The sequence below is a fragment of the Pseudomonas serboccidentalis genome, assembly GCF_028830055.1.
Taxonomy (GTDB): domain Bacteria; phylum Pseudomonadota; class Gammaproteobacteria; order Pseudomonadales; family Pseudomonadaceae; genus Aquipseudomonas; species Aquipseudomonas serboccidentalis.
In genome coordinates this window covers 1844834-1859202 of record NZ_CP101655.1, presented here as the reverse complement: position 1 = coordinate 1859202, position 14369 = coordinate 1844834, and the positions used below count along the sequence as shown (strand labels likewise).

The window sequence follows — 14369 nt, the reverse complement described above, 5'->3', positions numbered from 1 at the left end:
GGTGCGCAGGCTGATCGGTGTGGCCGCGTTGCTGGCCCTGGCGCAATCGGCGGCGGCACTGGATCTGCGTGAGTCCTGGAATCTGATGCAGTTTCAGGGCCCGACCTTCCTCTCCGCCGGTCACGAGAGGGATGCGGCCCTGGAAAATCGAGCCATCGGCAAGTCCGGCCTGCTGCCGAAAATCGGTATTACTGCGTTCGACAATCACATCAATGGCACGCAGAAACAGCCTGACCTTTACGGCAACAATCACACCAACGACCTGAACTACGCCTCGCGCGGTGCCACGCTGCAACTGCGCCAGCCGTTGTTCAACAAGCAAAAAATGGCCGAGTACCGCCAGGGTCAGTATCAGGCCGACTATGGCAATGCGGTGTTCGACGGCAAGGCACAGGACTCGGCCGTGCGCCTGGCCGGGCGCTACTTCGACGTGCTGCTGGCCCATGAAACCGCCAAGCTGGCCGCAGCCAAGCTCAACGCGCTGAATGAGCAAGTGGCGTCCACTCAACGCCGCCGCGAGTTAGGGGACGGCACCGTGACCGATGTCGATGAGGCCGTGGCCAGGCGCGACCTGGCCCAGGCCGAATTGATCGAAGCTCAGGACAGCCTCGTCGTCGCCGGACGTCAACTGCAGGAATACATTGGCGAAGCGCCCGAGCAGGTCGCGACGCTGCAGGACAACTTTCCTACGCCCCCCTTGCAGCCCGCCACGCTACAGGAGTGGATCATCCGCGCTGGCACCGACAGCCCCTCAATCCGCGCCCGCCGCCTGAACGTCAACACGGCTGATGAAGAAGTCGCCAAGGCCAAGGCCGGTCACTGGCCGACCCTCGATCTGGTGTTGGGCTACACCGCTGCCGACAGCGAAACCCTGTCGACCCAGAATCAACGCAACCGCTATACCTCGGCCGGGGTGGAGCTGAACATTCCGTTGTACAGCGGCGGTTATGTCAGCGCGCGGGCCCGGCAAAGCGTTGCGACACGGGATCAGGCTGAAGAAGACCTGAATGCAACCCGCGAAGAAATCATCTCCGGCACCACCCGGGAGTTTCGCAGTGTGCAAAGCGGTGAAGCGCGAATCCATGCACTGGAAAAAGCCGTCATCTCCAGCGAGCGCTCGTTGCTGTCCTCAAAAAAAGGCTTTCTCGCCGGCAGCAGCACCAACATCGACATCCTCAATGCCCAGGAGCAGATCTTCACCGCACGCCGCGACTTGTTCGAAGCCAAACTGCGCTACTTGCTGGCCAGGCTGCGTCTGGCGGCGAACGTCGGCGCACTGGGGGACGACGACATCGAAAGCGTCAACGGTTACCTGGGGCCAAGTCTGTCGTTCTGATTAACCCGAACGGCCCCGAAGACCTTTGTTTGTAAGCTCTCAAGCACGTTGCATCAGAATTTTATCTTCACATCCCAGCTTAATAATATTTTACCGATACCCCCCTCCTGCCTAGTCTGACCGCAAGCAAAACGGACAAGCCTGAAGCGATCCGAATCCACTTGCCTTGCCAGGAAGGATGTAGAAATGAGCACTGAAATAATAAAAACAGACACGCTTGTCGTGGGGGCCGGACAGGCGGGTGTGGCGATGAGCGAGCACCTGAGCAAACTCGGTGTGCCGCACCTGGTGCTGGAACGCAACCGCATCGCCGAACGCTGGCGCACCGGGCGCTGGGACTCGTTGGTGGCCAACGGTCCGGCGTGGCACGACCGCTTTCCCGGGCTGGAATTCGATGATGTCGATCCCGACGGCTTCGCTCCCAAGGAGCGCGTAGCGGACTACTTCGAAGCCTATGCGAAGAAATTCAATGCGCCGATCCGTACCGGCGTCGAGGTCAAAAGCGTGGTGCGCAATGTCGGTCGTCCGGGTTTCACCGTCGAGACCTGCGAAGGGGTGATCGAGGCCAACCGCGTGGTCGCGGCGACCGGCCCGTTCCAGCGTCCGGTGATCCCGCCGATCGCCCCCCAAGACCCACGCCTGCTGCAGATCCATTCCGCCGACTATCGCAACCCGCAGCAACTGCCCGAAGGCGCGGTGCTGGTGGTCGGTGCCGGTTCGTCCGGCGTGCAGATCGCCGATGAACTGCAGCGTTCCGGCAAGCAGGTCTACCTCTCGGTCGGCGCTCACGACCGTCCGCCGCGTGCCTATCGCAACCGGGATTTCTGCTGGTGGCTGGGGGTGCTCGGCGAGTGGGATCAGGCGGCGATGAAACCCGGTCGCGAGCACGTGACCATCGCGGTCAGCGGTGCCCATGGCGGGCGCACCATCGACTTCCGTGGCCTGGCCCATCGCGGCATGACCCTGGTCGGCGTGACCGAGGCGTTCAACAACGGCGTGGTGACTTTCAAGCAGGACCTGCGCGACAACCTCAAGCGTGGCGACGAAAACTATCTCGCCCTGCTGGATGCTGCTGACGCTTACGTCGAGCGCAATGGTCTCGACCTGCCGCAAGAACCTGAAGCGCGCGAGACCTATCCGGATCCCGAATGCGTGAAAAATCCGCTGATCGATCTGGACCTGGCCAAGGCCGGCATCACCTCGATCATCTGGGCCACCGGGTTCGCCGTGGATTATTCCTGGCTGCAGGTCGCAGCGTTTGATGACAAGGGCAAACCACAGCATCAGCGCGGCGTGTCCAGTGAGCCGGGGGTGTATTTCCTCGGGCTGCCATGGCAGTCGCGGCGCGGCTCGTCGTTCATCTGGGGCGTCTGGCACGACGCCAAACACGTGGCCGACCACATCGCCACCCAGCGCAAATACCTCGACTACCAAGATGCCGAGCAGCGTGAAGCGGCCCTGCATTCGAGCGCCAACACCAAAGCCGCCGACACCGTCGACGCTTGATTTCCCTCTTTCGCGGCGGTGCTCCGCGCACCTCGCCGCCACTGTCCGGAGCTGTACATGAGCAAGCCAACCCACACCCGCATCCGTATGTTCAACACCAAGGACACCTACCCTAACCAGACCCTGGACAACGACCTGTGCCAGGCCGTGCGCGCCGGCAACACGGTGTATGTGCGGGGTCAGGTCGGCACCGATTTCGACGGCAATCTGGTGGGCCTCGGTGACCCGCGCGCACAGGCCGAACAGGCGATGCGCAACGTCAAACAATTGCTCGAAGAAGCCGGCAGCGACATGAGCCACATCGTCAAGACCACCACCTACCTGATCGACCCGCGCTACCGCGAGCCGGTGTATCAGGAAGTCGGCAAGTGGCTCAAAGGCGTGTTCCCGATTTCCACCGGGCTGGTGGTGTCGGCACTGGGGCAGCCGCAGTGGCTGATGGAGATTGATGTGGTGGCGGTGATTCCAGAGTAAGTCGGCAGACCGAGTCGCGGCTATCGCGAGCAGGCTCACTCCTACAGGGGAATGCATTCCAACGGTGGGAGCGAGCTTGCTCGCGATGAGGCCAGCCCAGACACACAAGGAGTTAGACCATGACCTTTTCAATCGCAGCCCGCTGCCCCGAAACCGGCCAGTTCGGTGTCGCCATCAGTTCCTCCAGCATCGCCGTCGGCGCGCGCTGTCCGTGGTTGCTGCCGGGTGTCGGCGCGGTGTCGAGCCAGAACATCACCCTGCCGTCGCTCGGCCCGGAAGTCCTCGCGCTGATGGAGCAAGGCCTGGCGCCCGACGCTGCGCTGGACCAAGTGCTGACCCGCAACGGCTACAGCCAGTACCGGCAGATCACCGCGATCAACCACCTCGGCCAGACCGCGCATTTCAGCGGTGCACAAACCCTCGGCGTACACAACGCGGTCTCCGGGGAACAATGCGTAGCCGCCGGCAACATGCTCGCCGGGCGTGCGGTGATCGAGGCGATGGTCAGTGCCTTTGAGGACGGCGAAGGCCAACTGGCCGACCGTTTGCTCAAGGCTCTGCACGCTGCACAGGCCCTCGGTGGCGAAGCCGGACCGGTGCATTCGGCGGCCGTGATGGTGGTCGGTGAACAGACCTGGCCGATCGTCAATTTGCGGGTCGACTGGGCTGATGAAGACCCAATCGGCCAACTGCAAACACTCTGGGACGCCTATCAGCCACAGTTGCAGGATTACATTGACCGCGCCCTCGATCCGGCCAAAGCGCCGGGTTATGGCGTCGCCGGAGACGATCGATGAGCAGCAGCGTCGCTTTGCTCAAGACGCTGGTAGGGTTCGATACCACCAGCCGCGAATCCAACCTGCAGTTGATCGAATTCGTGCGTGACTACCTAACTGGCTTCGACGTGCCGTGCGAGCTGATCTACAACGCCGAGCGCAACAAGGCCAACCTGTTCGCGACGATTGGCCCGGCCGATCAACCGGGCATCGTGCTCTCGGGGCACACCGATGTGGTGCCGGTCGACGGTCAGCCGTGGACCGTTGCGCCGTTCGAACTCAGCGAGCACGACGGCAAGTTGTTCGGGCGCGGCACGGCGGACATGAAGGGCTACATAGCCTGCGTGTTGGCCTTGGTGCCGACGCTGGTTCAAACAACGCTGCGCATGCCAGTGCACATCGCCCTGTCCTACGACGAAGAAGTCGGCTGCCTCGGTGTGCGCTCGCTGCTCGCCGAACTGGAGCGCCGCCCGGTCAAACCGTTGCTGTGCATCATCGGTGAACCCACCGAGCTCAAACCGGTACTCGGCCATAAAGGCAAACTGGCGATGCGCTGCGACGTGCACGGTCATCCGTGTCATTCGGCGTATGCACCGCTGGGGGTCAACGCCATCGAGTACGCCGCGCAACTGATCGGCGAGCTGGGGCGTATCGGCCAGCAATTGCAAGCGCCGGAGCATCAGGACGCGCGTTTCGACCCGCCCTACAGCACGGTGCAGACCGGGGTCATAAGCGGTGGCAAAGCGCTGAATATCGTCCCCGCCGATTGCCGCTTCGACTTCGAAATCCGCGCCCTGCCCTCGCAGGATCCGGCGCGAGTCGCGCAGCAGTTGCAGGCCTACGCCGAGCAGCAAGTGCTGCCGCGCATGCGTGCGGTGAGTGAGCACAGCGCGATTCGCTTCAGTGAGCTGTCGGCCTATCCGGGCCTGGCCACCGATGCACAGAGTCAGGCGGCGGAGCTGATTGCGGCGTTCTGCGGTTCTCGGGAGTTCGGCACCGTGGCGTTCGGCACCGAGGGTGGGCTGTTCGATGCGGCGGGTATTGCCACCGTGGTCTGCGGCCCCGGCAGCATGGACCAGGGGCACAAACCCGATGAGTTTGTCAGTCGTGCGCAACTCGATGCCTGCGATGCGATGCTGCAACGGATGCTGACCTTGATCCGTCACTGAACATCGTCGAGGGGCGCTGGCTCAGGCGTGCAGTCGAGCCAGTTCCTCGCGGCAATGATCGACAAACAACTGCACCGGTTTGGTCAGTTGCACCCGACGCAACCACGCTGCCGACAAGCCCGAGCCGGTCACGTTTTCCGCCAGCGGCACGCACACCACTTTCTGCCCGTCGTAGGTGTACTCGCCGAACGGTCGGGTCACCAGAATCGAAAAGCCGAAACCGCGCCCGACCATGCCGCGCACCATCTCGATCGACGGCGAGCTGAAGACGATGTGCGGGGTCAGTCCGCGCTCTTCGAAAATGCTTACGAAGTAGGTGCGGCTCGGCACCACGTCGAGCAGGATCATCGGTTCCAGCACCAGATCGTGCAGCGAGACTTTCGCCTGTTGCGCAAAGCGATGGTCGGCCGGCAGCAAGGCATAAGGCTGCTGCGGCGGCATCAGCGGCGTGGTGTCGATGGTGGTGTCGAGGTCGTGTTCGAACAGCATTGCCACATCGATGCTGCCGGCGGTCAGTGCCTGCACCAGTTCCTGTTGTTCGCCATCGCGAATACGAATTTCCACTCCCGGCCAGCGCGCCTTGAAACCGGCGATCAGGCGTGGCAGGTACAGCGGCGCCACCGTTTCGAAGCAGCCGATATCGATCTGCCCCGACACCACATCATTGTCAGCCAGCGCGTTCTGCTCGAACTCATGCGCCACCCGCAGCAACTCCAGCGCCTTGCGATAGAAGCGCGAACCGCTGGGCGTCAGCGAAACGCCCTGGGCGTGATGACGAATGAACAACTGCACACCGAAGCTTTCTTCCAGATGCTTGATCGCGGTCGACACCGACGGCTGGGCGATATAGAGCTTGCGCGAGGCTTCGGCGACGCTGCCGCAATCGGCGGTGGTGACGAAGTATTTGAGCTGACGCAGGTTGTAGGCAGCCATATAAAACCTCTGCAAGTGAGACGACGCTTGTGGCGAGGGAGCTTGCTCCCGCTTGAGTGCGCAGCACTCAGCGCAACAGGGGGCGTGGTGCGGTTTTTGGGGCCGCTTCGCAGCCCGGCGGGAGCAAGCTCCCTCGCCACAGGAAAGGGTTCGCCCCTGAAAGTTTTGGTTATTGATCACGGTTGAACATACCGGACAGCCCCCGGACCCGGGGCATATATTTTTTAAGGTCTGAAGCAACAAACTTACTAATTTATCTATCCCCGGCCTTTGCACATGATCGCTTCAACAAGAAATGCGCCGTTCGTGCCGGCGCTTACCGAAGTACGTCCACGTACTCATCCTTGCCTTGGAGTTCGTCATGTCCACCTCTGCAACAACGTCCGCCCCGCTCATTGAAAAACACACGATAGGCTACGTGCCCCCCGAAGATCGCCACGGAAAGGTCAGGGATCTGTTCACGCTGTGGTTCGGCGGCAACATCGCGCCGTTGCCGATCGTGACCGGCGCGCTGGGCGTGCAGTTGTTTCACTTGAATCTGCTGTGGGGCATCGTCGCGATTCTGGTCGGTCACCTGGTCGGCGGCGTGCTGATGGCGCTGCACTCGGCGCAAGGCCCGCAGATGGGCATTCCGCAGATGATCCAGAGCCGCGCGCAGTTCGGCTCGCTCGGGGCCCTGCTGGTGGTGCTGATTGCCGGCGTCATGTACATCGGCTTCTTCGCCTCCAACATCGTCCTCGCCGGCAAGTCGCTGCATGGCGTGGTCGACAGCGTGCCGGTGCCGGTCGGCATCGTCATCGGCGCCCTCGGTTCGGGGATCATCGGCATCATCGGCTACCGCTTCATCCACGTGCTCAACCGCATCGGCACCTGGGTGCTGGGGATCGGCATCGTCGTCGGTTTCGGCTACATCTTCACCCATGTTCAAACCGATGACTTCCTCACCCGGGGCGGTTTCAACCTCTCCGGCTGGCTTGCCACCGTGTCGCTCGCCGCGCTGTGGCAGATCGCGTTTGCCCCTTACGTGTCCGACTATTCGCGTTACTTGCCGGCCGACGTCAAAGTCTCATCGACGTTCTGGACGACGTATCTGGGTTCGGCGCTGGGTTCGAGTCTGGCGTTCATCTTCGGTGCCGTCGCCGTCCTCGCGACCCCCGTGGGCATGGACACCATGGATGCGGTCAAACTCGCCACCGGTTCCATCGGCCCGCTGATGCTGGTGCTGTTCCTGCTCAGTGTGATCAGCCACAACGCCCTCAACCTGTACGGCGCGGTGCTGTCGCTGATCACCCTGGTGCAGACCTTCGCCTACCGCTGGATCCCGACCGCGAAAAGCCGTGCGGTGATTTCGATCATCGTCCTGCTGGCCTGCTGCTTTGCCGCCGTCGGCGCCTCGAAGGACTTCATCGGCCACTTCGTCGACATGGTGCTGGTGCTGCTGGTCGTGCTGGTGCCGTGGACCGCAATCAACCTGATCGACTTCTACGCCATCCACAAAGGCCAGTACGACATCCAGTCGATCTTCCAGGTCGACGGCGGCATCTACGGGCGCTACAACCCGCAGGCGCTGCTGGCCTATGCGATCGGCATCGCGGTGCAGATCCCGTTCATGAACACCCCGTTGTACGTCGGCCCGGTGTCGGCGCACATCAACGGCGCCGACCTGTCGTGGCTGGTGGGCCTGCTGGTTACTTCGCCGCTGTATTTCTGGCTGGCCAATCGTGACAGCGCCTATCGGCGGCGGATGATGGGCGGGAAACTGGTGGGCAGTCTGTGACTGTGTCCGGATGACAAAAGAAGCTCCGGCATCGTCTTCGTGCCCTTGCGTCAATCAGGCGTCTGCGCGCACCACACCGCGCTCCTCGAGCAAACGCACAAACATGCTCAAGCTACGCGACACCGTGCCCCGTCGCCACACCAGCCACGTCGTCAGATAGCGAAAATCCGCCGTCAGCGGCCAGACACTGACCGTGGCGCTACCGGGCATGCTCTGCAGCATCTTGCGCGGCATCAGCGCCAGCCCGGCCCCGGCGCTGACGCAGGCGAGCATGCCGTGATAGGACTCCATCTCGAAAATCTTGCCGGGCACGGCGGCATCCGTACTGAACCATTTTTCGAAATGGTGCCGGTAGGAGCAATTGGAGCGGAACGCATAGATGTTCTCGCCGTTGACGTCCGCCGCGCGCTGCACCGGAGCGTGATTGAGCGGCGCGATGATGACCATTTCTTCCTCGAACGCCGGCACGCCCTCAAGGGCCGGGTGCAGCACCGGGCCATCGACGAACGCCGCCGCCAATCGCCCGGAGAGCACACCGTCGATCATCGTCCCGGAAGGGCCGGTGGACAGGTCCAGGTCGACCTTGGGGTGCAACTGGTTGTACGCCGCCAGCAGTTCGGGAATACGCACCGCCGCCGTGCTTTCCAGCGACCCCAAGGGAAACGCGCCCTGTGGTTCTTCACCCGCGACGGTGGCCCGGGCCTCCTGCACCAGATCGAGAATGCGCCGGGCGTACTCGAGAAAACTCCAGCCGGCGGGCGACAAGCGCAGACGGCTTTTCTCGCGGATGAACAGGTCGACGCCCAGATCCTGCTCCAGCTGTTTGATCCGCGTGGTCAGATTCGACGGCACGCGATGGATCTGCGCCGCGGCGGCGCTGATGCTGCCGTGCTCGGCAACGGCCTTGAAGATTTCCAGCTGCACCAGATCCACAGTCATTCTCCAATCGTGAAAGAAACGATCTGTATTATTCAGTTTCCAGAAAACAAACGCCACCCTACTCTAGGCCCATCCACTGAACTCGCAGGAGCCAGCCATGAGCCCGATTTCCAGCCAGACCCACGCCATCTCGATCAACCCCGCCACCGGCGAGCAGATCGGCCACTACGCCTTTGAGTCGGCGGAGGCCCTCGACGCTGCGCTGACCCGCGCCGCGTTCGGGTTCTCGAAGTGGAAGCGCAAGCCGCTGCAAGACCGCTCCCGCGCCCTGAGCGCACTGGCCGGCGCACTGCGTGACAGCGCCGAAGCCATGGCAACCATGATCACCCAGGAAATGGGCAAGCCGATCGCTCAGGCCCGTGGCGAAATCGAGAAATGCGCCAAGCTCTGCGAGTGGTACGCGGAAAACGGTCCGGCCATGCTCGACGCCGAGCCGACCCAAGTCGAAGGTGGCAAAGCGCGGATCGAGTACCGTCCGCTCGGCCCGATCCTCGCGGTGATGCCATGGAATTTCCCGATCTGGCAAGTGCTACGCGGCGCGGTCCCGGCGCTGATCGCCGGCAACACCTACGTGCTCAAGCATGCGCCGAACGTGATGGGCAGCGCCTACCTGCTGCGCGACGCCTTCAAGCACGCCGGTTTCGCTGATGGCGTGTTTGAAGTGATCAACGTCACCCCCGAAGGCGTTTCCAGCGCCATCGCCGACCCGCGTATCGCCGCCGTGACCCTGACCGGCAGCGTGCGCGCCGGCATGGCCATCGGTGCCCAGGCCGGTGCCGCGCTGAAGAAATGCGTGCTGGAACTGGGCGGTTCCGACCCGTTCATCGTGCTCAATGACGCCGATCTCGACGAAGCCGTCCAAGCCGCCGTCATCGGCCGCTATCAGAACTCCGGCCAGGTGTGCGCTGCGGCCAAACGCCTGATCATCGAAGAAGGCGTGGTCGAGGAATTCACCCGAAAATTCGTCGAAGCGACCCGCAAGCTGAAGGTCGGCGATCCGCTGTCCGCTGACACCTACATCGGTCCAATGGCACGTTTCGATCTGCGTGACGAACTCGATCAGCAAGTGCGCGACACCCTCGAAGAAGGCGCCACCCTGCTGCTCGGCGGCGGCAAGGCCGAAGGCCCGGGCAACTACTATGAGCCGACCGTGCTGGCCGACGTCACCGACCGTATGACCTCGTTCAAACAGGAACTGTTCGGCCCGGTGGCGTCGATCATCACCGCCCGCGATTGCGCCCACGCCGTGGCCCTGGCCAATGACAGCGACTTCGGCCTCACCGCGACGATCTACACCGCCAACGTGCAACTGGCCCAGCAACTGACCAGCGAACTGGAAACCGGCGGGGTGTTCATCAACGGCTACTCTGCCAGCGACCCGCGCGTGACCTTCGGCGGCGTGAAGAAAAGCGGCTTCGGCCGTGAACTGTCGCACTTCGGCGTGCGCGAGTTCTGCAACGCGCAGACCGTGTGGCTGGATCGCAAATAACCCGGGACATCACCTTCCCTTGCAGGCGCTGCGGCACGCTGCGATCTTTTGATTTTGATTTTGATTTTTCAGATCAAGATCAAAAGATCGCAGCCTCGTTTCACTCGACAGCGCCTACAGGGTGTCAGGTCGCTTGCTGTTGCGCTTCGGTAACCGTCCGCCCCTTGCTCAACAGCCCGAGCACCACCACCGCCGAGGCCAGGGTGATCACCGTAAGGATGTGCAGCAGGTACTGAAACGCCGAAGCATACCCCTGCACCAGACGCTCATTGGCCAGCCCCGGAACCGTGTTGATCGCATGCGCCATGTCCCCCGTGGTGACCCGGTGCGCGGTCTCGGCAATCAGCGCGGCATCGACACTGCCTGCCACTGCACTGGCCAGATCGGTATGCAACAGCGAGGCAAGCACAGCGGCCACAACCGCCAGCGCAATGCCCTCACCCGCTACTCGCACGGTGTTGAAGATCCCCGCCGCCATCCCCGCGCGCTCTTTCGGTACGACGCTGACCGACAGACCATCCATCAAGCCCCACGGCAAACCGGTGCCAGTCCCGATCAACACCATTGCCATGACCAAGGCAAATTTCGGCTCGCCGACGTTGTACAGGCTCAAGCCGTGCAACCCCAATGCAGCGATCAGAAAACCAATCCCCGACAAGATTCCCGCCGAGACAAACCGGGTCATCGACGCCGCCAGCATCGGCACCACCAGCATGGGCGCCGACAGCGCCAGCAACAGCAGGCCGGCGTCGATTTCGCTCAAGCCTTCCACGCCGATAAAGCGCAATGGCAACATCACCACCAGCACGATGTAGCAAAAGCAGGTGCCGATCGGCAGCATTTGTACGCCGATGAAGCGCGGATAACCAAACAGGCTCAGATCGAGCATCGGGTGTTTGACGCGCATCTCGATCATCACGAACAACGCCAGCAACAATGCCGAAGCACTCAGCAGACCGACCACCAGCGGGCTGCCCCAACCGCTTTCCGGGGCCTGAATCACGCCGAAGGTGAACAGTGCCAGCATCGTGCTGAAGGTGATCGTGCCCGGCCAATCCAGCCCCATGGCATCCGGGTTGCGGCTTTCGCGCATGCGTGGCAGGCCAAAGACCATGGCGATCACGCCGATCAGCGCGGTGAAGACGAAAATCGCCCGCCAGTTGAATGCCTCGATCAACGCGCCAGCCACCAACGGCCCGAATGCCAGACCGATGCCGAATGTGGTGCCGAGCACGCTGTACGCACGGGTTCGCGCATGGCCTTCGAATTCCTGCGCCAACGACGCTGAGCCGCTGGCCAACGCCGCAGCACCGGCCACGCCCTGCACCGCACGCAGCCCATCCAGCCAGCCCACCGACGGTGCCAGGCTCTGGGCAATCGATGCTGCGGTGAACAGCAACATGCCGAAGGTGAACAGGCGTTTTCGCCCATAGACATCGGCCAACGCCCCCGCCGCCATCAGCAAACTGCCGAACGACAACATGAACGCATTGGTGATCCAGGTCAGGGCAACGGGACTGCCGCCCAAATCACGGCCAATGGCGGGCGTCGCCACCGCGCCACCGGTAAAACTCAAGGGAAGTACCAGTGCCGACAGGCAGACCGCCGCGAGGATCAGCAGCTTGTTACGTGCTCCTTGCTGTTGAGTGACAGTTGTCATGAACTCATCCTTTATAAAAAAATTGCCAGGCTGCGACTTTAAGGCTGTGCTACTGATGTGATAATCCCATCAATTTTTCATGACTTTGTGAAAGGCATTCACAGATGAAATCGCCCTCAGCAGCAGACCTTTCAGTATTTCTCTGTACGGCGCAACACTTGAATTTCAGCAAGGCCGCCGTCGAACTTGGCCTCACCCCTTCAGCCCTGAGCCATTCGATAAAGGCACTGGAGAATCGCCTCGGTGTGCGTCTGTTCAATCGCACCACCCGCAGCGTGGCGTTGACCGAGGCCGGTGAGCGCCTGAACGCACGCTTGAAACCGGCGTTCCGCGACATCGACGATGCACTGGAAGACCTCAACCATTTTCGCGACAAACCCACGGGCAACCTGCGCATCACCTGCGGACGCCAGGCGTGCGAACTGGTATTGCTGCCGATTGCCAGCGAGTTCTTGCAGACGTACCCGGACATTCGAATGGAAGTGGTCGAAAGCGATGCATTACTGGATATCGTCGCCGGCGGATTTGATGCTGGCGTGCGCTTTGGCGATCGGCTGGAGGCCGACATGGTATCGCTGCCGATTGGCGCGGCGATGCGGTCGGTGGTGGTCGGTTCGCCGGCATTCTTTGAACGCCATCCTGCGCCGCAAAAGCCCGAAGATCTGCACGACTTGCCCTGCCTTCGCCACCGCTACCCCAGTGGCACGATGTATCGCTGGGAGTTCGAACGTGATGGCATTGCCCAGGAAATCGACGTCAACGGCCCGCTGATCCTCGGCGACGTCAGCTTGATGGTCGGCCCTGCGCTGCAAGGCCTGGGATTGGCGTATGTGTTCGATGAAATGGTCAGCGAACACCTGGCATCGGGGCGTCTGATTCAGGTGTTGGCCGACTGGTGCCCTTACTATCCGGGCCTGCATCTGTACTACCCGAGCCGGCGCCATGTACCGGCGCCGCTCAAGGCTTTTATCGACTTCGCGCGCGAGCGCAGTCGCCACTAGGGCTTACAGATATTTCAGCCAGACAATGTCCCGACGCCGCGATTTCAGGGCGGAAAACCAGCGCACTGCCGGGTACAGCGCCAGCGCCAACAGCCCCGACACCAGCCATATCGCCGGCACTGAATCGAAACCGAAATAGCTACCGTGGTTAAGGCCGAACAGCGCCACCGCAATCAGATACAGCACCTTCAGCACGTACAGGTGCAGCAGATAGAAAAACATCGGCGCCGAACCGAAAACGCACAGCCAGCGAATCCAGCGATGTGCCTGCAGCCGTTCAAACACCCGCAGCAACAGCAGGCCCACGCTCAACGTCAGCGTGATGAACAGCAGCGATGGCGGGTACTTGGTGATGTTGAAAAAGGACATCAAGGTTTGCACGGTCGTGTCTTCAACCGCCCAAGGCTGTTCGCCGTAACCGTTGAGCAGCCGCAGCCCCAGGAACCCCAACAGTCCGGCGACACCCCCCAGCAACAGGCACTGCTGACGGATCCTGGCCTCGGCCATGCGGGCGAACCAGGGGCCCAGCGCATAACCCAAGCCGATCACGCCGATCCACGGCAACAGCGGATACGAGGTGCGCAAGCGCAAGCTGTCACCGGCCTCTATCCAGCCGCGGTCATGCAGAATCGCCCAGGGCACATGCAGCGCTGACGCTGGCGCGAAATGCAGCCCATCGAGCAGGTTATGCCCGGCAATGATCGCCAGGCTCAGCGTCAGCAGCAGCCAGCGCGGCAGCCAGACCAGCAATGACAACGCGATCATGCTCAGGCCAATCGCCCAGATCACCTGCAGATAGATCACGCTCGGCGGCAACTGAAAGGTCCACGCGAAGTTCACCAGCGTGAACTCCAGCACCACCAGAAACAGTCCACGCTTGAATAGAAAGGCACTCACGTCGGACTTGCCCGCGTACTTCTCGCCAAACAGCCACGCGGACAGGCCGGTCAGAAACACGAACACCGGTGCGCACAGATGCGCCAGCGTGCGACTGAAAAACAACGCCGGCTCGGTGTTGGCGATGTCCATCGGGTCGGACACCTGACGGTGCAGCAGAAACGTCTCGCGCACATGGTCCAGCAGCATGAACAGGATGACCAGACCTCTTAACGCATCAATGGACAGCAGGCGGCCGGTCGGCGCCGGGGTGGAGCGAGCAAACGCAATCGTCATGGACATTTCGCCATCGAATGGATGAACCGGAGTGAGCGCAACCGCACGCCCCCCGAAAAATTCGCGTTACTCTATAACATTAACAATCGAAGCCCAAGCCAAACGCTACTGGTTCTCAAAAAAACCGCTGAAGCCG

General features: G+C 62.0%; 12 protein-coding genes. 8 read left to right on the top strand and 4 right to left on the bottom strand.

Annotation, left to right across the window (positions count from 1 at the left end; genetic code table 11):
* The first annotated feature begins 1 nt into the window (after position 1).
* The 5 genes from NN484_RS08645 to argE all read left to right on the top strand — a co-directional run bounded on the left by NN484_RS08645 (position 2) and on the right by argE (position 5261).
* Positions 2-1336, top strand: a complete 1335-nt coding sequence (locus tag NN484_RS08645) for a TolC family outer membrane protein (RefSeq protein ID WP_274658892.1) — start codon at positions 2-4, stop codon at positions 1334-1336.
* A gap of 186 nt (positions 1337-1522) precedes the next feature.
* Positions 1523-2842, top strand: a complete 1320-nt coding sequence (locus NN484_RS08640; protein ID WP_215499637.1) for a flavin-containing monooxygenase — start codon at positions 1523-1525, stop codon at positions 2840-2842.
* Positions 2843-2899: 57 nt separating this feature from the next.
* Positions 2900-3316, top strand: a complete 417-nt coding sequence (locus NN484_RS08635) for a RidA family protein (protein ID WP_003225869.1) — start codon at positions 2900-2902, stop codon at positions 3314-3316.
* Positions 3317-3435: 119 nt separating this feature from the next.
* Entirely contained in the window at positions 3436-4113 is a 678-nt protein-coding gene (locus NN484_RS08630; protein ID WP_274658891.1) for a DUF1028 domain-containing protein, read from the top strand.
* Entirely contained in the window at positions 4110-5261 is a 1152-nt protein-coding gene (gene argE, locus NN484_RS08625; protein ID WP_274658890.1) for an acetylornithine deacetylase, read from the top strand. The genes NN484_RS08630 and argE overlap by 4 nt, the downstream gene beginning before the upstream one ends.
* 21 nt (positions 5262-5282) lie before the next feature.
* Here the strand turns inward: argE and NN484_RS08620 are convergent, their stop codons facing one another.
* A complete protein-coding gene (locus NN484_RS08620; RefSeq protein WP_127651433.1) occupies positions 5283-6194 on the bottom strand; it encodes a LysR family transcriptional regulator in 912 nt (303 codons plus the stop codon).
* A gap of 361 nt (positions 6195-6555) precedes the next feature.
* Here NN484_RS08620 and NN484_RS08615 point away from each other — a divergent pair, with 361 nt between their 5' ends.
* Positions 6556-7971 (top strand): purine-cytosine permease family protein, encoded by a 1416-nt coding sequence (locus NN484_RS08615; protein WP_127651434.1) that lies wholly within the window; start codon positions 6556-6558, stop codon positions 7969-7971.
* A gap of 54 nt (positions 7972-8025) precedes the next feature.
* Here NN484_RS08615 and ptrR read toward each other — a convergent pair whose 3' ends face one another.
* Entirely contained in the window at positions 8026-8904 is an 879-nt protein-coding gene (gene ptrR, locus NN484_RS08610) for a putrescine utilization regulator PtrR (RefSeq protein WP_274659282.1), read from the bottom strand.
* A 103-nt stretch (positions 8905-9007) separates the two neighbouring features.
* On the opposite strand from ptrR, the gene NN484_RS08605 reads away from it, so the two are divergent.
* Positions 9008-10399 carry an aldehyde dehydrogenase family protein gene (locus tag NN484_RS08605; protein WP_215499631.1) on the top strand — a complete coding sequence of 464 codons (1392 nt, stop codon included), beginning with the start codon at positions 9008-9010 and terminating at the stop codon, positions 10397-10399.
* Positions 10400-10523: 124 nt separating this feature from the next.
* Here NN484_RS08605 and NN484_RS08600 read toward each other — a convergent pair whose 3' ends face one another.
* Positions 10524-12059 carry an MFS transporter gene (locus NN484_RS08600; protein WP_215499629.1) on the bottom strand — a complete coding sequence of 512 codons (1536 nt, stop codon included), beginning with the start codon at positions 12057-12059 and terminating at the stop codon, positions 10524-10526.
* A 104-nt stretch (positions 12060-12163) separates the two neighbouring features.
* Between NN484_RS08600 and NN484_RS08595 the strand changes: the two genes are divergently transcribed.
* Positions 12164-13060, top strand: coding sequence for a LysR family transcriptional regulator (locus NN484_RS08595; RefSeq protein WP_215499627.1), 897 nt, complete (start codon positions 12164-12166; stop codon positions 13058-13060).
* A gap of 3 nt (positions 13061-13063) precedes the next feature.
* On the opposite strand, the gene NN484_RS08590 is transcribed toward NN484_RS08595, so the two are convergent.
* Complete coding sequence (locus NN484_RS08590; protein ID WP_274658889.1) at positions 13064-14233, bottom strand: acetyltransferase domain-containing protein; 1170 nt, start codon at positions 14231-14233, stop codon at positions 13064-13066.
* Positions 14234-14369 lie beyond the last annotated feature (136 nt).